This is a genomic window from Brachybacterium equifaecis, assembly GCF_023509525.1.
Lineage (GTDB): Bacteria > Actinomycetota > Actinomycetes > Actinomycetales > Dermabacteraceae > Brachybacterium > Brachybacterium equifaecis.
This window is the reverse complement of record NZ_JAKNCJ010000004.1, coordinates 140,650-159,523: the sequence shown is the minus strand read 5'-3', so window position 1 is coordinate 159,523 and position 18,874 is coordinate 140,650. Positions and strand designations below refer to the sequence as shown.

Annotated in this window: 21 protein-coding genes; 1 reads left to right on the top strand and 20 read right to left on the bottom strand. The window is 68.7% G+C overall.

Features of this window, described 5'->3' with window-relative positions; all coding sequences use genetic code 11:
- Window positions 1-18 precede the first annotated feature (18 nt).
- The 18 genes from Bequi_RS09800 to Bequi_RS09720 form a co-directional block, all read right to left on the bottom strand.
- Window positions 19-1,362 carry a hypothetical protein gene (locus tag Bequi_RS09800; protein WP_249737752.1) on the bottom strand — a complete coding sequence of 448 codons (1,344 nt, stop codon included), beginning with the start codon at window positions 1,360-1,362 and terminating at the stop codon, window positions 19-21.
- A 119-nt stretch (window positions 1,363-1,481) separates the two neighbouring features.
- The gene (locus Bequi_RS09795) at window positions 1,482-6,014 is read right to left on the bottom strand and encodes an ATP-binding protein (RefSeq protein WP_249737751.1); all 4,533 of its coding nucleotides are present in this window, start codon (window positions 6,012-6,014) and stop codon (window positions 1,482-1,484) included.
- A complete protein-coding gene (locus Bequi_RS09790) occupies window positions 6,014-7,117 on the bottom strand; it encodes a hypothetical protein (RefSeq protein ID WP_249737750.1) in 1,104 nt (367 codons plus the stop codon). The genes Bequi_RS09795 and Bequi_RS09790 overlap by 1 nt, the downstream gene beginning before the upstream one ends.
- 13 nt (window positions 7,118-7,130) lie before the next feature.
- A complete protein-coding gene (locus Bequi_RS09785; RefSeq protein WP_249737749.1) occupies window positions 7,131-7,292 on the bottom strand; it encodes a hypothetical protein in 162 nt (53 codons plus the stop codon).
- A gap of 174 nt (window positions 7,293-7,466) precedes the next feature.
- Window positions 7,467-8,147, bottom strand: a complete 681-nt coding sequence (locus Bequi_RS09780) for a hypothetical protein (RefSeq protein ID WP_249737748.1) — start codon at window positions 8,145-8,147, stop codon at window positions 7,467-7,469.
- A gap of 135 nt (window positions 8,148-8,282) precedes the next feature.
- Window positions 8,283-8,843 carry a hypothetical protein gene (locus tag Bequi_RS09775; protein WP_249737747.1) on the bottom strand — a complete coding sequence of 187 codons (561 nt, stop codon included), beginning with the start codon at window positions 8,841-8,843 and terminating at the stop codon, window positions 8,283-8,285.
- Window positions 8,844-8,939: 96 nt separating this feature from the next.
- The gene (locus Bequi_RS09770) at window positions 8,940-9,434 is read right to left on the bottom strand and encodes a hypothetical protein (RefSeq protein WP_249737746.1); all 495 of its coding nucleotides are present in this window, start codon (window positions 9,432-9,434) and stop codon (window positions 8,940-8,942) included.
- A 102-nt stretch (window positions 9,435-9,536) separates the two neighbouring features.
- A complete protein-coding gene (locus tag Bequi_RS09765; RefSeq protein WP_249737745.1) occupies window positions 9,537-10,313 on the bottom strand; it encodes a hypothetical protein in 777 nt (258 codons plus the stop codon).
- A gap of 100 nt (window positions 10,314-10,413) precedes the next feature.
- A complete protein-coding gene (locus Bequi_RS09760; protein WP_249737744.1) occupies window positions 10,414-11,751 on the bottom strand; it encodes a RecB family exonuclease in 1,338 nt (445 codons plus the stop codon).
- 63 nt (window positions 11,752-11,814) lie between these two features.
- Window positions 11,815-12,003, bottom strand: coding sequence for a hypothetical protein (locus Bequi_RS09755; protein WP_249737743.1), 189 nt, complete (start codon window positions 12,001-12,003; stop codon window positions 11,815-11,817).
- Window positions 12,004-12,133: 130 nt separating this feature from the next.
- Complete coding sequence (locus Bequi_RS09750) at window positions 12,134-13,144, bottom strand: hypothetical protein (RefSeq protein WP_249737742.1); 1,011 nt, start codon at window positions 13,142-13,144, stop codon at window positions 12,134-12,136.
- A 35-nt stretch (window positions 13,145-13,179) separates the two neighbouring features.
- A complete protein-coding gene (locus Bequi_RS09745; RefSeq protein ID WP_249737741.1) occupies window positions 13,180-13,653 on the bottom strand; it encodes a hypothetical protein in 474 nt (157 codons plus the stop codon).
- Between the two features lie 5 nt (window positions 13,654-13,658).
- On the bottom strand, window positions 13,659-13,793 hold the full coding sequence (locus Bequi_RS14255) for a hypothetical protein (protein ID WP_283774886.1): 135 nt from the start codon (window positions 13,791-13,793) through the stop codon (window positions 13,659-13,661).
- Window positions 13,790-14,062 (bottom strand): hypothetical protein, encoded by a 273-nt coding sequence (locus Bequi_RS09740; protein ID WP_249737740.1) that lies wholly within the window; start codon window positions 14,060-14,062, stop codon window positions 13,790-13,792. Before Bequi_RS09740 ends, Bequi_RS14255 begins: the two co-directional genes overlap by 4 nt.
- A gap of 171 nt (window positions 14,063-14,233) precedes the next feature.
- Entirely contained in the window at window positions 14,234-14,539 is a 306-nt protein-coding gene (locus tag Bequi_RS09735; RefSeq protein ID WP_249737739.1) for a hypothetical protein, read from the bottom strand.
- Between the two features lie 42 nt (window positions 14,540-14,581).
- Complete coding sequence (locus tag Bequi_RS09730; protein WP_249737738.1) at window positions 14,582-15,568, bottom strand: IS481 family transposase; 987 nt, start codon at window positions 15,566-15,568, stop codon at window positions 14,582-14,584.
- Between the two features lie 76 nt (window positions 15,569-15,644).
- Complete coding sequence (locus Bequi_RS09725) at window positions 15,645-15,977, bottom strand: TfoX/Sxy family protein (RefSeq protein ID WP_249737737.1); 333 nt, start codon at window positions 15,975-15,977, stop codon at window positions 15,645-15,647.
- Entirely contained in the window at window positions 15,974-16,360 is a 387-nt protein-coding gene (locus Bequi_RS09720; RefSeq protein WP_249737736.1) for a hypothetical protein, read from the bottom strand. The genes Bequi_RS09725 and Bequi_RS09720 overlap by 4 nt, the downstream gene beginning before the upstream one ends.
- Between Bequi_RS09720 and Bequi_RS09715 the strand changes: the two genes are divergently transcribed.
- Complete coding sequence (locus tag Bequi_RS09715; protein ID WP_249737735.1) at window positions 16,359-17,099, top strand: winged helix-turn-helix transcriptional regulator; 741 nt, start codon at window positions 16,359-16,361, stop codon at window positions 17,097-17,099. The two genes, Bequi_RS09720 and Bequi_RS09715, sit on opposite strands and share 2 nt — an antisense overlap.
- Here the strand turns inward: Bequi_RS09715 and Bequi_RS09710 are convergent.
- Both Bequi_RS09710 and Bequi_RS09705 read right to left on the bottom strand, forming a co-directional pair.
- The gene (locus tag Bequi_RS09710; protein ID WP_249737734.1) at window positions 17,096-17,233 is read right to left on the bottom strand and encodes a hypothetical protein; all 138 of its coding nucleotides are present in this window, start codon (window positions 17,231-17,233) and stop codon (window positions 17,096-17,098) included. The two genes, Bequi_RS09715 and Bequi_RS09710, sit on opposite strands and share 4 nt — an antisense overlap.
- A gap of 162 nt (window positions 17,234-17,395) precedes the next feature.
- Window positions 17,396-18,700: an IS256 family transposase gene (locus Bequi_RS09705; protein ID WP_249737733.1), complete on the bottom strand. Its 1,305-nt coding sequence runs from the start codon at window positions 18,698-18,700 to the stop codon at window positions 17,396-17,398.
- Between the last annotated feature and the right edge of the window lie 174 nt (window positions 18,701-18,874).

The window sequence follows — 18,874 nt, the reverse complement described above, 5'->3', positions numbered from 1 at the left end:
CGGCCTCGAGCGCGGGCGTCACGAGCGCCCCACGTGGCCGGGGAACGAGCTGGCCGGTGCGGTGGCGTCCTCGGTCTGGGCGAGGTGCCACAGGCGGCTGAGGACGTCCACGAGATCCGCAGGCGTCCGGGCGATCTGCGAGACCGGTTCGGTGAGGCGGCCCTGGACCATCTGGTCCCACAGGGCGCGGCCCTCTTCGGCGGCTTCCAGGCGGGCGAGCTTGGTCTTCTCCACCGCGCGGTCCTGCACGGTCTCGAGGTCGACGAACACGCCGATCCAGGCGTTGGCGACCTGGCGGGAGGCCTTCCTCCAGGCGGTCGAGCTGTGCAGATCGCGCACGCGCTCCCGGAACGCGGTGAAGACGCGCATGTGGTGGGGACGCGGGAACGGGGAGACGGCGCTGAGCGCGATCAGGTAGGCGTGATCGAGCCGAGCCCCTGCCTCGGCGCCGCCGGCGCGATCCGCTGCGGCGGCGAGCTCGTAGCGGTCGTCCGCGCTGTAGTTGTCCCACATCGCAGCCAGTGCCACCGGGATGTCGGATGCCGACGGATCCAGCAGTGATCGGCGGGCGAGGGACGGGTCCGCCAGGAGCAGGCGGTGGACCTCGTCGCGCTCCTCCCACACGAAGGGGATGATCACCGGCGGCCGCGAGCCCATGCGGCGCAGGTACTCGCCCATGATGTGGAGCCGCGCGGTGGGGGTGATCCTGCGGGGCTTCGATCCGTCCTCGGTGAGGGACTCGTCCTCGGCCTGGTGGAGGAGGTCGATGCGCTGCTCGAGATCCTCCTGCTCGGAGCGGGTCTCGTTCCAGGCGTCGAAGTCCTTGCGCTCGAGCGGGCTCTTCCCTCCCCCGCCGTCACCCAGCCCGGGGTGGCTCGCGTCGGGGTAGATCGAGACGGTGTTGAGCTCGCCGCTGGTCTTCATGGACCGCAGCACGTCGTAGCAGACCATGCGCGCCATCGCGCTGACCCACGTCGCCAGCGACTCGTTCTCGATGCGGGCGATGTCGAAGAACTTCGGGTCCGACACCTTCCGCTTGATGCGCTCGCGCACGCGGGCGGGGATCTCGAGCGGATGTCGTTCCAGGATCCCGCGGTAGGTCCTGTTCAGGGAGGTGTTCACGCACAGGGTCGACTCGACCAGGACGTTCACCATCTCCCGCGCCTGAGCATCCGAGATGCGACCCTGCCGCAGGGCGAGGGCGATCTTGCTTCCCGCCTCGTCGGTCTCTTCCCGGCCGATGCGGCTGGGCGCGGCGATGATGTGGGAGATGCCGAGAGGCTCCAGGTCGGGGAAGGCCGCCTGGAGGTCCGAGGCGCTCAGTTCAGGCGCGGGGCGGGGGCGAGTGCTTGTAGTCGTCACCCCCTGCTATGTTCCGCAGGGCAGCGGCTCAGACCGGTCCGCGGAGCAAGGGGCGCCCGGCACGCTCGATGCGGGGCGCCCCTTCGCTGACCGTCTGTGCGATCAGGGGTGCTGCAAACTCACCCGAACAGGTCGTCCACGTCCATGCCGGCGTGAACAGCGGCAGGTGCGGACACGGCCGGTGCGGCCGGCGCAGGCTGCGCGGGGGTGCCGTCGAGCTCCACGTCCGCCGAGCGGTCGGTGAACGCCGAGACCTGCTCGCGGCGCATCTCGAACGGCGACAGCTCAGGCTCCGCCTCGCCCGCGGCGCCCGCGCCGATGCCGCCGGTGAACAGATCGTCGACCTCGTCCTGCGTCTGCATGTGCAGGCTCGCGCGACGCCGGGACCTCGCCCGCTCCCGCGCGCGGTCGGCCAGCACGCGCTCGCGGCGCGCCATGTCCAGCGGGTTCGTGGAGGCCAGCAGCAGGAACTCCTCCGGCAGCGTCATCGTCACGGGGATGAAGCGCTGGTTCAGGTCGGCGTAGAAACCCACCGATCCGCGCACGACGACACGGCGCATGAGGCCCGGGAAGTCCGGGTCGGGGATCTCCTCCACGAGCGCCTTCAGCGAGTTCGTGTTGTGGCCGGCCGACACCGAGTCGTCCAGGTAGTCCTCGCCGCCGAGCTTGTGGGACGCGCGGATGCGGCCGATCCTCGCCTCCGTCGGCTCCACCCCGAACAGCTGGCACGCGGCGCGCGCCTCGGCCGCATCAGAGATGTGCAGGATGATGCCGCGGGAGATGTAGCCCTCCAGGCCCGCGTCCAGGGCGTCGGTGACGCGCTGGGTCATGAGGATCGGGAGCACCCGCTGGGAGCGCGCGAGACGGCCCAGGCGGTTCATCTCCTCGCGGCCGGCGCTGAGGAACACCCACGCCTCATCCAGCGCCACGACACCGTTGCGGCCGGTCAGCGCGTTCGCCGAGCCGAACACCATCATGCGGATCAGTGCCATGGCGATGCGCTGGGTGATGTCGGTGGCCTGAGACCCCGGCTCCGGGATCGGCAGGTAGGTCGAGCCGACCTCGATGAGGGTGATGCCGTCGTTCACGTTCAGGGCCTTGCCCTTCGGGTCGCGGCCGTAGAGCGCACCGAACTGCGGCAGCGACGCGAGGTCCTCGCACTTCGTGTAGACCTCCTCGTTCCCCTCGAGGATGCCGTCCTCGTAAGCGAACTTCAGCGCCTCGCCGAGACAGGTCGCCTTGCGCACCTCGATGCCGTGGCGCAGCGCCTTCGCCAGCGCCACCTCGTGCCGGTCCTTGTCCTGGCCCCACGGGTTGATGCTCAGCAGCAGGCTGGTGCCCATCTCGATCGCCGAGTCCGTCGTCGGCATGAAGCGCACCGGATCGAAGACGCCGTCGGAGGACATGAGGTCGTCCAGCGACGCGACCTGGCCGCCCATCGCGCGGATGACAGGGCCGTGGCCTTCTCCCTCGGTGTGGTTCTTCGGGTCGATGAACACGCCGGGAGATCCCATCGCCTGGAACTGGTCCATGAGGTTCAGGCCGACCATGGTGTTGTGCGTCGGCACGAAGCCCTCGATCAGGTACGTCGAGTCCGGGGAGTCCACGGTGATGCACCGCATCGGCTCCGGCTCGATCGGCTCGATCGACTCGATGTAGAGCCACTGCTGCGTCTCGCGCAGCTCCGTCGGCAGCAGGGAGCGCTTGCGGGGCAGGCGGAACACCGGCTGGGCGGTGGTGAACTTGATCCGGTGGCGGTCCTTGCAGACGACCTTCTCGCCGAGCTCCCCGGTCTCCGCGTTGCGCAGACGGTAGGAGCCTTCGCCCACGCTGACGGACGCCTTGATCCCGAGGCTGCGGATCAGCTCGAGGGCATCGGTCGCCAGCCGCTCATGGCTCAGCGACAGCTCGCAGGAGCCAGCCTTGGAGATCGTGCCATCGGTGTCCATGAGGCCCTGGAGCACCGCGAGACGCTGCTCGTAGGACGCGCGCAGGTAGGCCACGGGGATGTGCTTGTCGTCCTGGCCGGAGCGGACAGAGAAGCCGGCCTCGCGCAGACGACCAGTCAGGCCGACGATCCGATGGTGCTTGCGGATGGTCGGGTGGTGCCACATCTCGTATCCGTCAGCCACGATCTCGGCCCAGATCTCCGGGTCGATCCCGGTGAGGCCGTCGCTCGCGGTGCTGCCGTCGCCGAGCCACGCGCCGAGCGTGTACGGCGCGACGGGCAGATCGGCCTCGGGAAGATCCAGGGGCTCGGCGAGGTGGATCGACCAGTTGGCGTGCCCAGTGCTGGTGATGACGCCCTCGGCGAGAATCTCCCCTGTGGACATGACGCGCTCGATGTACGGCGCGTCGTCCACGGTGATCTGCTGGAGCGTGCGGTTCGCGATGTCCACGAGCGCGCGGCGCGCGGGGACGATGTGCATGCTCTTCTCGGCCAGACGTCTCGCCTTCGCGACCGGGACGGTCACCTCGCGGAACTCCTTGGTGGGCGTCAGGCCGAACCTGCGAAGGCTCCCGTTCAGGCTGGTGATGCGACCGACCCCGACGGAGACTCCAGCCGCAGGGTCGACTCCGTCGATCGCCTCAGCGATCTGCCGGACAGTCCACCGTTCGTCGCCTCCGAGGGACTCGAGCACTGCGAGGGACGCCTTCGCGCGGATGGCGGATCCCTCGGCCCACCGGGAGCTGCTGGAGGACTTCGTCCACATCTCATGCAGGCGCTGGACGGATTCTCGGGCCGGCCACACGTTCACCGGGTCGGACTTCACCATCTCGTCCATCGAGAAGGGGGACTCGATCGCGCGCTTCGCGAGCTTGCGGGGCGTGTCCATCATGTCGAGCGCAGCGATGATGGCCGGGCGGTCCATGAAGCGAACCCCGGGGATCGTGGAGAGCACCTCGGAGAGCTCGTGATACGTCATCCATGTGTCGACCGGGATCTCCATCGCCTTCGCGTGAAGTCGCCCGGCGAGAGCGCGGGACTCCTCGGCTCGCTGGAGGGCGAGCATGTGCTTCGGCCGCCGCATCGACGTGCGGTCGGTGCGCGAGGAGACGACCCACTGGTGGTTCGAGTCGGCCTTGATCGTCTGCCCGTCGGACAGGGTGAGGCGGTACGCCTTCTCGGGGGTCGGCTGCTCGTGGATCGAGAGGACATTGCAGGGCCGTCCATCGCGTCCGAGAACCTGGTCTCCGACCTTGAGATCACCCAGTCGGACGGTCCCGAAAGGCGTTCTGACCTGCGTGTTTACGCAAGCCGACTTGCCCGACCCCGTTGCACCGAGGATCACGGCGATAGGGAGACCGTCTGCGGTAGACGCCGCGCTGGGGTCGAAGAACGACGGCTGATCGTCGCGCTCGTCGAAGCCGAGGAGCGCCCCCGACCGATCGCCCACGCGGTTCAGCGACACGATTCCTGACCCGGCAACCACGGAGGACGGCAGCTCCTGGCGGTTCGGGTTCGCGCGCACGGAGGAGGCGAGCTGCATCTCGAGCAGGCCGGGGTACTGGCGGTTCTCCATGAGGCGCGGGGTCGCGCAGGAGTACCGCATCAGCTTCGTCTCGTCGCGCATGCCGTTGAAGGCGATGAGGATGGAGGCGCCGGTGAGGGTGGGCATGCCGCCGCCCTCGTAGGCGCGGGAGACGTCGCGCAGGAGGTCCAGGAGGTCCTCCTGCTGCTTCTTGGAGAGCTTGTTGTTCTTGTAGCGCTCCTCGATGTCGCCCTTGACGCGGCTGTACTGGCGGCGCATCTCCTCGGCGGAGACCTTGGCCGGCTCGATGAGGCCGCGGATGCTGATCGCGAGCGCTCCCTGGCGGACGGCGTCGGACGCCCACTGGGTGAACTCCTTGCGGGACTCCACGAACTTCAGGTCGAAGTCGGCGATCGACGCGATGGAGATGACGTTGTGGCCTTCGATGTCGGGCCATTCCGAGCACGGGCGCTCCGCCTGCTCGCGCGCTTTGAGCGTGGAGGCGGCGGAGGCGAACACGTGGAGGTGGTCGGGGTGCTGGGCGAAGTGCGAGTCGCTGCGGCGCTTCTCGGACCACCAGGAGTCCGCGAGGCGGATCTCCGTGGAGCTGGGCATCGTCATGCCGGCGCGGGAGAGCAGGGACCCGATCTCCTTGGCGTCATGGTCGAAGTCGGACATGGGGGTGCCGCCGTAGGCGAAGGTCTCCACGACCGAGTCGACGGCCGCGGCGAGCCCGGACTTGGTGACGCTGGGGCGCAGCTTCACGGCGAACAGGAGCACCCGCTCGTCGACGACATGGTTGCCGTAGTCGCGACGGTGCTTGATCGCCAGCGGGCTCGCGGGATCGGGCTCGAAGAGGGTGGGGACGTTGACCAGGAGGTGCTGGACCTCGCGGTAGGTGCCCTTGGAGGTGAAGCGGCGCGGCGTGCCGATCGAGTAGGCGAGGCCGGAGAGCTCCTGCCACGCCTGCATGATCGGCTCGGCGGCCATTAGCTGCTCCACGAGCGAGCGGGCGTCGGCGTAGGGGCGCAGCGGCACCTTGCGGATCAGCCAGACGGAGTTGTCGATGCCGAGGACGCGGCCGTCGTCGAAGCGCGCGGCGATCTGCGTGGGGTCCAGGGGGACCTTGGAGTCGAAGCCCTGCGTGGGGCCGAAGCCGAGGGTGCTTGCGAGTGCCATCAGTTCGAGCTGCTTTCCGTGTAGGCGTTCTGGAAGTCGGTGAGGGCGGGCCCGGAGCCGGTGGGGCCCCACGCGGTGACGACGGGGGCGCCGCTGTCCATGCCGGTCAGGCGCAGGTCCATGACGAACGTGGTGCCCTTGGCATCGGCAGACCCGAGGGCGGGCGCATCGGCCGGTGCGGGCGCCGCGGGGTCCTCGCCGCCCCCGTCAGAGGCCGCGCCGGCGGTGGGCGCTGCAGGTGACTGCTGGACGCTGTCGTCCTCGTCCCAGACGACGCTCACGCGGACGCGGGCGATGGCCTGGGAGCGGATCTCCTGCACGTCCTTGTCGGACATCTCGCGGGTCGTCGGCTTCTGGCCGATGGAGATGATCTCGGTCTTCACGGACTGCACGCCGTCGAGAACGGGGTACAGGTGATCGGCGTTGCCGTCGCGCACGGAGACGCGCACATTGTCGGAGGAGCCGGAGGTGAGGGAGGCGGCCCACGCATCGACGCTGGACTGGACGCCCTTGTCGGAGCTGGGCGCCCCGTATCCGGCCCAGGTCTCCGCCGGCGCCGCGACCGTCAGGTCCTTGTCGGTGAACGCGATGGAGGGCTCCTCGGTGGAGGCGGTCACGGCGCCGCTGGCTCGGTCGCGGAAGACGACCTGCGTGACCTCCAGGACGCCCATGGAGTCGGTGGCGACGGCGAAGGTGTGCCCGTAGGCTTCGGTGGTCTCGTCGGTCATCGCCGGGATCGACGCGGAGGACGACCAGCCGATCAGGGATGCGCCGGGGATGCCGCCCTCGTCGACCTGCGCTGCGATCCACTCCTGGACGGCGAGCTGAGCCTCGCCCTGGCCCGGGTTGCCCTGGAGCTCGACGGTCTGGGCCTGCACGGTGTCGTCTCCGCCGCCGGCGTTCAGGAGGGTCCCGATCATGCCGACGTTCGTCAGGACGCTGAGCGGGGCGACGATCAGCGCCGTCCACACGCCCACTCGGGCGATGCGTGCCCTGCGGCCGATGCGCCGGCGGTTCTCGAGGTCCGTGCGCGGGGCCTCGAGGAGGTGGTCCTCGCCCCACAGGTCGGTGCCTGCGGGCTTCTTCGGTGCCTTCTTCGCCATGGTCGGCGCTCTCCTAGTGGTGGTGGTGCGCGCGTCCCGCCGGGGCGGTCGCTGCGTCGTGCTGGTGGTCCTGCATCTGCGCTACTTCAAGGGCGACCAGGGGGTCGGAGTCGCTGGCGAGGTAGTCCAGGACATCGGGGCTGATATCGCCTTCCGCGAGGAGAGCCAGCTTCACGTCCGCGCCGGGAAGCTGGGCGATCGACTGCTCACATTCCTCGCACCGGCGATGCCCGGGCTCGGTCTTGCGGAAGCACGGGCGCCAGCAGTCCTGGCAGGTGACGGGGAGTCCCGGCGAGGAGTGCCGGCGGCACTTCTGGCGGGGCCGCCACGATGCGCACCGGGCCATCGCTCAGCCCTCGAGGATCCGCACGGCGTCCTCGATCAGCTCGGTCGTGTCCTCGGTGAGGCTGTGAGCCTCCCGGGCGACGGTGATGGCGAGCTTCGAGTCGGCGGCCGGGGGCTCCGCGGGGATGTCGCAGCCGGCAAGGTGCAGCAGGTCCCAGACGGGGCGCAGGCGCTGGCGGCCCATGAGTCCGGCGACCACGCCGGCCTCCATCGCGTCAGCCTCCGCGATCTCGCGCACGTCGCGCAGCGCAGTGCCGGCCTGGGCGCGGCCGGTCAGGATCTGGGTCGCGAGACGCTCGCGGGGGCTGTCCTCGACGCCGACGCGGGTGCCGGACAGGGCGACGGCGAGTCCGATGGCCTTGTCGGGGGCGGTGCGGAGCGTCTCGACGGTGCGCAGCGCGCGGCGGGCCTGTCCGAGGGTGAGAGCGCCGCCGGTGCGAGCGGAGGTGCGCTTCGTGCGCTTGCCGGCGGAGGGCGAGGACTCGTCGGAGGCGTCCTCGTCGCCCTCTTCGGTCTCGTCGTCGGGATCGTCTGCGCGCTCGTCACGAGCGGTCTCGCTCCACGGGTTCTCGGAGGTGGCGCCGTCGTGCGCGTCGGAGTGCTCAGCGGCCCGCTCGGCGGAAGCGGAGTCTGCGGTGCTGGTCTCCTGGTCCTTGGCGGGGATGCCCCACTCGTTCTCGTCCATCGTGATGCTCCTGGCCTAGTCGGGATGGGAGCTGTGTGCTCCCGCTGACTTGGACCATGCGCACCTTGGGCTCTGCTCAGCGCCGACTCCACTGGGCTCGAGGTTGGAGGGCGGAGCGGCCGGCCACTCCCGGCGCTACTCCGGGCGCGGGCAGGTCTTCTCGGCCTCACCGCGCAGCACGTCGAGCAGGACCTCCACCCGCGGGTAGCAGATCCTGGGCTCCCCGCCAGGGCTGTGGCCGCTCGTCGCCGAGATGACAACGTCCCGCAGTACCGCGAGCATCTGCGCGTCGGAGAGCCCGCAGTCACGGGCGAGCTCCCCGATCTCGTGGACGGCGGCGCTCACGGCGTCCATGGCCGAGCGGGTGAGGGTGGCGGAGGTGCCGAGGCTGTCGGTGAGCAGGAAGGAGTGCAGCAGGACGAAGCCGCGCCACGCATCCTCCGGAATCTCTTCGGACTGCTCGGCGACGACGCGGCGCAGACGCTGCTCGAGGACCTCGTCCCGGGCGCGCGCGACGATGTCGAGGATCCCGATCGCGCCGCCGATCATGGAGACGAAGGATGTGCACGAGGACTGTCCGCGCTTGAGGGCTGCGCTCTCCACGTCGGGGTCCCAGCGCGCATCGACGACCAGGAGGGTCTCGAGGATGCTGGTGCGGGCGGAGTCGAGGGTCTCTCGGGCGCTGTCGGCGGCCATGGGGCGGGGTCTTCCTTCTCTGGGCGGGCACTGCCGCGCGGATGCGGCGGGGCGGGGAGAGGCGGCGCCGGAGGCATGGTCTCCGGCGCCGCGGGTTCAGCTCTGGGCGGCCTGGCCGATGACCGTGAAGCCGATGAGGGTGCGGAAGCCCTTCTCCTGCTTCTCCGACTTGTCCTTGTTGATCACGGACAGGCGGATCTTGGTGCCGGTCCCAGCGTGCGGGAACAGGTCATGGGCGAGCTGCAGCGCGGCCGGGTCGTCCACGCGGTCGGTGCGGATCGTCTCGGTGGTCTCGCCGGCCTTCGCGTACTTCGAGGCGATCTCCGGGGTGTAGGTGATCAGCGCGCGGTTTGAGGACTGCTCCGGGACGACGGAGACGATGGTGCAGTCGACGGTGCGGGCCGTGTCGACCTGGGACAGAAGCGCCTTCAGCGGCGACTTCGGCGACAGGGCGACATTCACGATCGCCGTCGCGGCCTGAGTGAAGTCGCTCTGCCAGGCGGAGGCGTCCGTGTGGGAGGAGATGGGACCGGCGGCGGTGGCGGCGGCGATGATGATCGCGCCGAGCGGATCGTTCTGAGGGTCGCTCATGGGGTGCTCCTGAAGCTGTGATGTGCGGAAGTGCGGATGCGGTTCTGCGGGGATGTGTCCCGGCCAGGCGGCGTTGAGACCGCGCAGGCGAGCTCTTGCGGGTCAGCCGGTGTAGTCCCAGCCGGCGTCGAACTCCTGTCCGCCGATCCATCCGTCGCCGGGCACGTCGAAGCCCTGGGCGGCGGGTGCCTGCGCAGCGCTCGGCGAGTAGACGCCGGTGGCGAGCGGGTCGGCGGCCGGGTTCGGGATCCCCGCCGTGCCCATGCCGAACGTCGCAGCCGAGACGGCAGGAGCCTGCTGGAAGGTCGGCTGCTGGAAGGGAGCCGGCGCGGGGCCGCTCTCCTGGGTCGGAGCCGGGCCCTGGCCGGTCTGTGGGGCGGTGCTCAGCGGGTCGCCGCGGAAGTCGTGCGCGGAGGAGAGGTTTCCGCCCTTCTGGGCCAGGTCGATGGAGATCGCCACCACCGTTCCCAGGCGCGCGATCGTCTCCAGCCCCCACTGCGTGATCTCCTCCGCGGTGGAGAAGCGGACCGGCACGCCCCGCTCGTCGCGCTGCGTCACGGGCATCGGATGGTCGGAGATCAGGACGCCGAGCGAGTAGAGCAGGTTGCGGGACGTCGCGGCCTGGAGGTGGCGGAAGCCCAGCATCTGCTCCTGGACGGTGGTCACCACGTTCCAGATGACGCTCGAGACCGATCGCACCAGCGCCTGGGACTGGTCGCGCGCGGGCACCCCGGAGTCGCGGATCTGGCGCAGGGCGATGTTCACGATGTGGTTCGCGGACAGGTGCGCGTAGGACGCGACGTTCATCGGGTCGGTGTCCGTCGGGCGTCCCTCGAACAGGCCGGTCGGCGACGTCGCCTGGCTCTGGTCCTGCGTCATGGTGGTCCTCCTGGGGTGATGCGGAAGCGGGTGGATGCGTGCAGACGCCCCCGTGAGGGACCATGCGCACTGCTACTGGGTGATGTCCTGGACGGGCGGCTCACAGACCGGTGGGGCTCTCGCCGTGCGGCGCCTGGTCCGGCCAGGCGAGCGCGCGCAGCGACTCCTCGAAGTCGGCGCTGAACGGGTCGAGCTCGGCGGCGAACACGTCCTCCCCGATGCGCAGGAACGGGTTCATCTGCGGCAGGGCGAGCATCGGCGGTGCGGACTGCTGCACCGGGAACTGGGATCCGGGCGGCGCCTCGAGTGCGGGGGCCTGCCATGCGGCGGGCTCGCACCTCTGCGCGAGGTCGGCGAGATCCGCGGCGAACCAGTCCTCCATGTCGATCTCGGGCGCGCGGAGCATCGTGTCCCAGCCATCGCCGAAGATGATCGGCTGCGGCCGGTACTCGGAGACGGGCCCCATGATCGGAGCCTCCCCGAGGGTCAGCGCCGACGGCTTCACACGAGCCCAGTTCACGTTCTCGGAGCGCCCGGGGCACTGGCGCACCAGCGGGCAGAACGTGCACAGCGCGGAGGCCTTGGTCGGGTAGCGGCCGGACTGGGTGATCTTCGCGTGCTCGCCCCATGCCTCCACGTGCGCGGCGAGGGTCTTGCGGCGGTAGGGGGCGCTGAGCGCGACCTTCGAGGACTTCCCGTGCTTGGTGTAGTAGTCCAGCGCCTCGGTGACCTTCAGACCGTGGTCCGGGTGATCAGCGGGCAGGTCCCGCAGCATCTGCTCGACGGCCGATGCGTAGAGGCGCAGCTGGTCGCCGTGGGCGTCGCCGTAGAACTTCTTGTCCTCCTGCGAAATCGCCCTCCCGGTCTTGTAGTCGACCATCCGCAGGGACACCGTCCCGGTCTTCGCGCGCACCCGGTCGATGCGGTCGATGAACCCGCCGAACGGCACTCCCGAGAGGGAGACGTCCTTGACCTCGAATTCGGTGGCCCACACGTCGACGGCCGAGGGGTCCTCGATCTGCCAGAGGGTGGCGATGCCGGCCCACACGGCCGCGGTCCAGCGCACGCGCACGGAAGGGTCTGCGAGCTCGGGGAAGAGGTAGCGGGGATCGGTGCCCTGCTCATAGTCGTCGGCGACGCCCACCAGGATCTCGCCGGCCTTCACCTCGGTGCGTTCTTCGCCGGGGAGCTGGAACAGGCGCTCGAGCACGTCGTGCCCGCCGTTGCCGACGGTGGAGGGGTCGAACAGCGCGGAGGTGTCGAACAGCTTCTCGGCGGCCCACCGGGCGGGGCAGGACTCGATGCTCTTGGCGCTGGAGACGCTGAGGGTGTTGCGGGCGATCCGTCCGAGCGACAAGTCGCGAGGGATCACCAGGCAGTCGTTCCCCCAGGACAGGCGCGCGGCGATCTCGCGGGGAGTGGTCGTGTTCTCGCTCATGACGGGGTATGTCCCGCGCCGCCACGGTTCCGTCCGGTGTCCGCCGGCGCTGTGCGACAGGCCTCAGGCCTCGCGGTGATCGCGGATCGCCTGCGCCTTCCGCTCCTGCCGGGATCCCTTGCGCGGCAGCGGCGTGTGGCGGGATGCGGCAGAGGACCGGCGCAGCTCGCGCATGGCGGAGGCGAGCTCCGGGTTCGAGGTCGGCGTGAAGCCCGGTGTCCGCTCGCGGCTGCGGCGGCTGCGCTTCGCCATCGTGCTCTCCCTCCTCGGTCTCGATCTGCTGGGTGATGTCCCGCGCCGACGCGCTCTCGACTCCTTGGACACGGACCGGCCGCCGGCAGGATGTTCCCGCCGGCGGCCGGTCATTCCCGGTCTGGTCCGCTCAGTCCTGCGCGGTCTCCGGCACGCATCGGTAGATCGCGGCGGCGCTCTTCTGGACGCTCGAGGGCAGTGCGTTCGCCTCCAGCCCTCTGCGATCGACGTCGCCGGTCATCTCGCCGTGCAGGGTCTGGAGGTCCACGCCCGCCCACGCCTGGGCCGCGTCAGAGGTCGGGTCGTCAGGCTCGACCTCTTCGCCGTCGGCGGTGAAGTAGCGGGGGAAGGCGGAGAGGGTCTCGGTCTCGTCCTCGGAGTTCTCGATGACGACGTAGGCGGCACCGATCTCGCGCCCCTCCGCGCGCAGTCCGTCGACTGACTCCATCGCCTCCTCTTTGAGGAGCTCCTGGTACATCAGGCGGGCGGACTGCGCGGCGAGCTGCTTCGGGGTCATCCAGTCCCGGGCGGAGTGCGTCTTCGCGACGGCCTTCTGGATCGCGCGCTTGGCCTCCTCGGCCGCTTCGCTGCGGATCGTCGTGGCGCGCACCCGCATCCGGAACTCGTGGTCCGCATCGTCCGAGAGGGGGCGGACGTTCAGCTCGCGGCACTGCTCGAGGTACTTGGCGACGCCGCCAGAGATGTCGATGTCGGTGCCTCGGCTGCCGCCGCGAACACCGCTCCACTCGAGCACAGCGTCGGAGTGCACGCTGTCGTACGAGTAGACGGAGAAGTCATCCCCTTCGAGATCGCCGTCCAGCGGGATGTCGTATTCCGATGCGATCTGATCGAGGATCTCAGGGCGCTCCTGGACGTAGTCGGTGATGTCGACCTCCTCGCGCGGCATCGAGAACTGGTTGCCGCGGTCGTCCTCCTCGAAGCGGGAGACGTCCACGAGGATGCGGGGGCGCTCCTCCTCGGGGATCTCGGAGAGGTTGCGGCGTCCGGCGAACGGGTCCGCAGCGAGGCCCGCGAGATCCACCCCGTCGGCCCTCGGGGACTGGTAGCTGCCGAACTTGCCGTCGGCCTTGCGTGCGTTCTCGCGGGCGGACTCGGCGCCGGCGCTGATCTTGGTGCTCATGCCGGGGTATGTGCCGCAGCACGAACGGGCGGCAGTCAGCGCGCGGGGAACCGCAGGGGAAGCTCGGCGCCGTCGCCACCGATCAGCACCAGGCGGTCGGCGTCGGCGTCGTAAGCGTAGGAGACCAGCGTCCCGTGGTCCGTGATGACCGGGTCGTCGTCTCCGTTGTTGATCATCGCGGCGATGCGCCGGGCGTCCTCTGGGGTGAAGTGCTCCTGATAGCGCTCGTCGGCCCAGACGTGGAAGGACCCGGTGGCGTCGCGGATGCGGGGATCGCTGTCGGCTCTCATCAGGACCGCGGTTCCGATGCAGAGGAATGCCGCGACTGCGAGGGAGGCAGCGGCGATGCGGGCGAGGCGCGCCCTCGCGGGGACGGGCTCTCCGTTCCCCGAGGACACCAGGCAGGCGGCCGTGAGCCCTCCGAACACCAGGAACAGGAACAGGAGGGAGGCCCCGGTGCCGATGGTGAGGATGCTGCCGGAAGCGGGATAGGGAAGGTCGGCGTCCATGGCGGTCAGCGAGCCTCGCGCGTGAGTTCGTCGCCGCTCGCGCCCGTGAGGATCAGCCGGCCGCTGCCTGCGTCGTGCAGGTAGCCGACCGCGGTGCCGTCCTCGGTGATGACGGGCTTCGTGGAGCGCGCGCCGATCATGTCGGCGATCCGCCGATCATGTCGGCGATCCGCTGCGCGTCGGCGTCCGTGAAGTCCTCGAGGTAGCGGCCGTCGGCCCACGAGTGGAAGTCCTCGACGTCGCGGATCTGCGGGAAGTTGTCGGCGTCGGAGATGACCATGGCGGTGCCGCCGCCACACAGCAGGAGGGCGACGACGCCGACCGCCGCGCCCTTGATACGGCGCTCGCGGACGGTGGACGGGGAGTAGCCGCCGAGCGCGATGGCGATCCACGCGAAGAAGCCGATCAAGAGCCCGATCGCGACGATGGGGATGATGAAGGCAGGGGTCTCACGCCTCCGGTGGCGACATACGGCAGGTCGGGGTTCATGGGGTCCTCCGGGAGGGGTGCAGATGCAGGAGACGGCGGGCGCTGACACCAGGTGATGTCCCGCAGCCCGCCGTTCCAGTCCGTCAGGTGCTCAGCTCTCCGAGTCCTCGGCCTCAGACTGCCCATCCGCGGGATCCTCGCGCACCGGCGCGATCAGGTGTCCGAGCATGAGGTATCCGCGCACCCGCATCTCGCCGAACTCTGCGGGCAGCTCAGCCTCCTGCGGGGAGATCAGCGGCCCGCCGACATCGGCCAGGTGGCGCAGTGCCATCACGGGAACCTCGAGCAGCCGGACCACCCGCATCGCCCACCCGACGCCGGCGGAGTCGTCCAGCAGCGAACCGTCCGCCCCGACGAAGCGGATCGTGTGCAGGTCGATCTTCTCCTTCTCGATCACGATGTACGCGAGCGCGGATGCCTCTTCGGGGGCACCGGTCTTCTAGATGTACTGACCGGGCACGTTGATCAATCGCGAGGAGGGCGGCTGGTTGCCGCAGGCGGTATGCGGACGGTGTTCGTTGTACTGGTGCAGCCAGTCCGGCAGGGCGTCACGTCGTTCTTGCTCGGTGGTGTAACAGCGGGCGTACGCCCACCCGTCGGCCATGGTCCGGTAGAAGCGCTCCACTTTTCCGTTGGTCTGCGGCCGGTACGGACGGGTCCGCTTCGGGGTGATCGATAGGGCCTCGCAGGTGTCGCGCCACAGGTGTGACCGGTATGCCCCGCCATTGTCAGACAGCACCCGTTCGATGGTGACGCCGCGGTCTGCGAACCACTCGACCGCCCGGTGCAGGACGGCGACGGCGGTGATGGCGGTCTCGTCGTCGTGGACCTCGGTGTACGCGACGCGGGAGTGGTCGTCAATGACGGTGTGCACGAACGCGTACCCGAGCTTTGGGTTGTGCCATTTGCTCTTCGGCTTCCCGGGCGTGGCGGCGCGGTTGCGTTCGCCTTGGAGTCGGCCGACAAAGCGCCAGCCCCCACCGTCGGGGATGTTCCCGAGCTTCTTGACGTCCACGTGCACGAGCGAGCCAGGGTGGTCGTGTTCGTATCGGCGGATCGGCTCGCCGGTGGCACGGTCGACGTAGGAAAGTCGATTCATGCGCGCGGTCGTAAGGATGCGGTGGACCGTGGCCGGGGCGATGCCGAGTCGGGCTGCGAGTTGAACAGGCCCTTCCCTCAGGCGCATTCGTAGGCTCACGCACCGTTTTGTCGTCTTCTTGCTCGTCTTGTTCGGCGAAGATTTCGGCCGTGACGACCGGTCCTGCATCGGCTCGCCAGCAAGGTAGCGGTCGACCCACCGCTTCACGGTTGGCCACGACACCTGGAAGCGGGCAGCGACTTTGCTGATCGGCCATCCTTCCTCGATGACGAGGCGTGCGACTCGTAGACGATGACGTGGGGTCAGCGCGGCATTGCGATGACTCAAAGTGCCTCCTGAGATAGATCGGTGGCCGGCCGCGTTTGCGACCGGCCACCGGATGATGGAGTTGGAGTAGAGATCTCTACTCGGCGCCTTGCGCTGCATGGAAGGTGAGTGCTGGCTCGAGCCAGGACTCGAGCCCAGGTCCCTGTAGTGCGGCCTGCTCGACGCAGATCCAGCCGTCGCCCATGGGGCGGTCTGCGCCCATGAGCGCAGGGTGAGCACCAGGGCGGGTGAGCAGGTCTTCCGCGTCAGTGGGGTCGATGCGTAGCAGGAGTGTCCCTTCCCGACGAGCGGCGACGACCATCCGGTCCTCGACCATGAACGACACTCCCCCGAACATCGACACCTCACGAGGGTTGCGAGCTCTTAGCGCGTCACGAACTCGCTCGACCAGGTCCTTCTGTGCTGTCATCGTCCACCCTTCTCGATGTACTCGGGGCCGCTGTAGTGAAGGTTCAAGGACGCGATGCGTCCGCCGTCGAAGGTGAAGAACTCCGCGAAGGTCATGGGACCGCCGGGCATGGTCGCCGTATAGAGCACGGCGGAGCCGTTAGGGCCGTGCACGTCGTGGATGATCTCGATCTGCTTGACCGTCGCAATGAAACCGGCAACCCCGCCCAGGAAGCCATCGGTGGCGTCGGGGAGGTGTCCAGCGAGGGAGCCCGTGAAGTCGAGGTGGTCACCCAGCAGAGGCCGTAGGTCAGCCCCATTCTGGTAACTGTCGATGCCGGACTCGAGGATCCGGTAGTAGTCCTTGAGGGTCTGAGGTGAGGCAGAAGACAGGGTGGCGGGCATGGCTCTCCTTGGTGTGAAAATGGTGCTTGATACTCTCAAGCAGGCACTTGATAAAGTCAAGGGGGTTCAGGTGAAGTCCTACGGACAGCTCTGCTCGATCGCTCGCGCCCTGGATGTCGTCGGTGACCGGTGGACTCTCCTGATCGTGCGTGAGCTGCTGATCGGGGGCGCATTGCGCTTTGGCGAAGTCCAGCGCGGCCTGCCTGGCATCGCGACAAACCTGCTCACCCAGCGTCTGCGGGACCTCGAGACCAACGGTGTCGTCGCCCGCGAGCCCGCCCCGGGAACCCCGGGCACGCCAACGTATCGGCTTACCGAGCGTGGCCGGGCCCTGGACGGAGTGCTGCGCGAGCTTCTGAAGTGGGGTGCACCGACGGTTCCAGACGCGCCGAGTGATGCGATCTTCCAGATGCACTGGCTCAGCCAACCGGCACGCTTCCTCCTCGCGGATCACAGACCGGACGAGCCACCGATCCTGATCCGGTTCGGCACCTTCGACGACGGCTTCGACCTCACCGCCGCCGACGGGACCATCACGGTGGACCCTTGCCAGCGCGATGTCAGCCCCCTGGCGGGTGTTACAGGCCCCGGGCCGGTACTGGTTGCCCTCCTACAAGGCGCAATGCCTCTGCCCGCCGCTATCGCGCAGGGCGTGGATGTCACCGGCGATGCCGCGGCCCTGACGCGAGTTCTACCAGCGCCGCAAGCGTCGACTAACGTCCCCGGTCAGTACACCTAGTAGCGGTCCTTCTCCCAGAAGATGTATTCCTGGTCGTCGTCGGTGAGGCCCCAGTTGACGCCGATCGAGCGCATCCAGGCGTTCATCAGCCGGCAGAGGTCGGCCAGGACGGCGCCGAGCTCATTGGTGGTCATGGGCTCGTCGACGGGCCAGAGTCGGTGGAAGGTCAGGCTCCAGGCGTCCCAGCTGTCCTCGACGTATTCGTCCCAGCCGTCCGGCAGTGGGTCGGGGCGGCGCGGTGTGCCGCTCTCGTCCAGGCCGGGGTCTGTCCGTTCCTTTGTGTATGGGGCTTCGGCTTAGTTGATTCCTAGGCGGTCGCCGTAGGTGATGGATAGGGTATTCAGGATAGCTTTCCAGCCGGCGATCTGCCCGGTCGGGTTCGTGCGATTCGGGCGCCGCTCGAGCACCGTCAGGTAGAGCACCTTCATCGCCGCCTGCTCGTTGGGGAAGTGCCCGCGGCGTCTCGTGGCCTGCCGGAACCTGGCATTGAGCGACTCGATCCCATTGGTCGTATAGATGAGGCGTCTGATCTCGGGCGGGAACTTCAGGAACGGCACGAACTCGCCCCACGCGCTCTCCCACATCTGGATCATCGCCGGATACAGGCTCCGCCATTGCTCGGCGAACTCCGCGAATCTCGCCTCGGCCGCTGCGACGGTCGGAGCGGTATAGACCTCGCGGAGCTGCCCGGTGATCTTGGACCAGTACTTCTTCGACGCGTATCGAAGTGAGTTCCGCACGAGATGCACGACACACTGCTGCACCGTTGCGAGGGGCCAGATCGCGGTGATCGCATCGGGGAGGCCTTTGAGTCCGTCGCAGCAGACGATGCAGACATCGGCGACACCACGGTTGCGCAGCTCCGTGAGCATGTTCATCCACTGCTTCGCGCCCTCCCCGCCGGTCGGTCCCATCCACAACCCGAGAACGTCACGGTGACCCTCGAGATCGATGCCGACAGCGACGTAGACAGGCCGGTTGGCGACCTGCCCGTCGCGGACCTTGATCACGAGCGTGTCGATCAGAACCACGGGATAGACGACGTCCAGCGGACGGGCTTGCCATTCCTGCATGTCGCCGAGCACCTTGTCGGTCACCGTCGACACCAGATCACGAGAGACGTCTGATCCGTAGAGATCGGAGAGGTGCTTGGCGATATCGCCGGTGGTCATGCCCTTCGCATACAGCGAGATCACCGCCTCGTCGAACCCCGCGATCCGGCGCTGATGCTTGGGCACCACCACCGGCGCGAACGTGCCCGCCCGGTCCCTCGGGACCTGGATCGTGAGATCGCCGATCTCGGTCCGCACCGTCTTCGGCGTGGATCCGTTCCGGCTGTTCGGCGTCTGCTTCCCGACCCGATCGCCCGGGTCGTAGCCAAGGTGCTCGGTCAGCTCCGCTTCCAACGCGGACTGCAGGACCTGCCGGGTCAGTCCCGTCAGCAGCCCGTTCGGGCCAGTCAGTTCGATCCCTTGACCACGAGCGGCAGCCACGAGTTGCTCCGCGACCGCGATGATATTCGGCGGCGCAGGAAGGACCTCCCCGGTTCGCAGATCGACGGTCTCGGATTGCTCAGTTGTTGTCTTCAATTCAGTGCTCATGACGTGATTCATCTTCCCGTCCGACCGAAGCCGAACCGATCACGCCGAACCCCTCACACACAAACTTTCCGACAGACCCCCGGCGAGGGAGGCGCCGACGATCGTCGCCCGAACTGATTGAACATTGGAGGATCAGCCCAAGTGGGATGGGACCCCCTTGGCGTCCGGCAGTGT

What these genes read in the sequence shown, in the direction of transcription:
- Bequi_RS09780 (WP_249737748.1), bottom strand. Translation starts at nt 8,147, where the DNA reads ATGGACGAGAACGAGTGGGGCATCCCCGCCAAGGACCAGGAGACCAGC.
- Bequi_RS09755 (WP_249737743.1), bottom strand. Translation starts at nt 12,003, where the DNA reads ATGGCGAAGCGCAGCCGCCGCAGCCGCGAGCGGACACCGGGCTTCACG.
- Bequi_RS09770 (WP_249737746.1), bottom strand. Translation starts at nt 9,434, where the DNA reads ATGAGCGACCCTCAGAACGATCCGCTCGGCGCGATCATCATCGCCGCC.
- Bequi_RS09775 (WP_249737747.1), bottom strand. Translation starts at nt 8,843, where the DNA reads ATGGCCGCCGACAGCGCCCGAGAGACCCTCGACTCCGCCCGCACCAGC.
- Bequi_RS09725 (WP_249737737.1), bottom strand. Translation starts at nt 15,977, where the DNA reads ATGACAGCACAGAAGGACCTGGTCGAGCGAGTTCGTGACGCGCTAAGA.
- Bequi_RS09790 (WP_249737750.1), bottom strand. Translation starts at nt 7,117, where the DNA reads ATGGCGAAGAAGGCACCGAAGAAGCCCGCAGGCACCGACCTGTGGGGC.
- Bequi_RS09705 (WP_249737733.1), bottom strand. Translation starts at nt 18,700, where the DNA reads ATGAGCACTGAATTGAAGACAACAACTGAGCAATCCGAGACCGTCGAT.
- Bequi_RS09750 (WP_249737742.1), bottom strand. Translation starts at nt 13,144, where the DNA reads ATGAGCACCAAGATCAGCGCCGGCGCCGAGTCCGCCCGCGAGAACGCA.
- Bequi_RS09795 (WP_249737751.1), bottom strand. Translation starts at nt 6,014, where the DNA reads ATGGCACTCGCAAGCACCCTCGGCTTCGGCCCCACGCAGGGCTTCGAC.
- Bequi_RS09745 (WP_249737741.1), bottom strand. Translation starts at nt 13,653, where the DNA reads ATGGACGCCGACCTTCCCTATCCCGCTTCCGGCAGCATCCTCACCATC.
- Bequi_RS09710 (WP_249737734.1), bottom strand. Translation starts at nt 17,233, where the DNA reads ATGACCACCAATGAGCTCGGCGCCGTCCTGGCCGACCTCTGCCGGCTG.
- Bequi_RS14255 (WP_283774886.1), bottom strand. Translation starts at nt 13,793, where the DNA reads ATGATCGGCGCGCGCTCCACGAAGCCCGTCATCACCGAGGACGGCACC.
- Bequi_RS09715 (WP_249737735.1), top strand. Translation starts at nt 16,359, where the DNA reads ATGGCTCTCCTTGGTGTGAAAATGGTGCTTGATACTCTCAAGCAGGCA.
- Bequi_RS09720 (WP_249737736.1), bottom strand. Translation starts at nt 16,360, where the DNA reads ATGCCCGCCACCCTGTCTTCTGCCTCACCTCAGACCCTCAAGGACTAC.
- Bequi_RS09765 (WP_249737745.1), bottom strand. Translation starts at nt 10,313, where the DNA reads ATGACGCAGGACCAGAGCCAGGCGACGTCGCCGACCGGCCTGTTCGAG.
- Bequi_RS09760 (WP_249737744.1), bottom strand. Translation starts at nt 11,751, where the DNA reads ATGAGCGAGAACACGACCACTCCCCGCGAGATCGCCGCGCGCCTGTCC.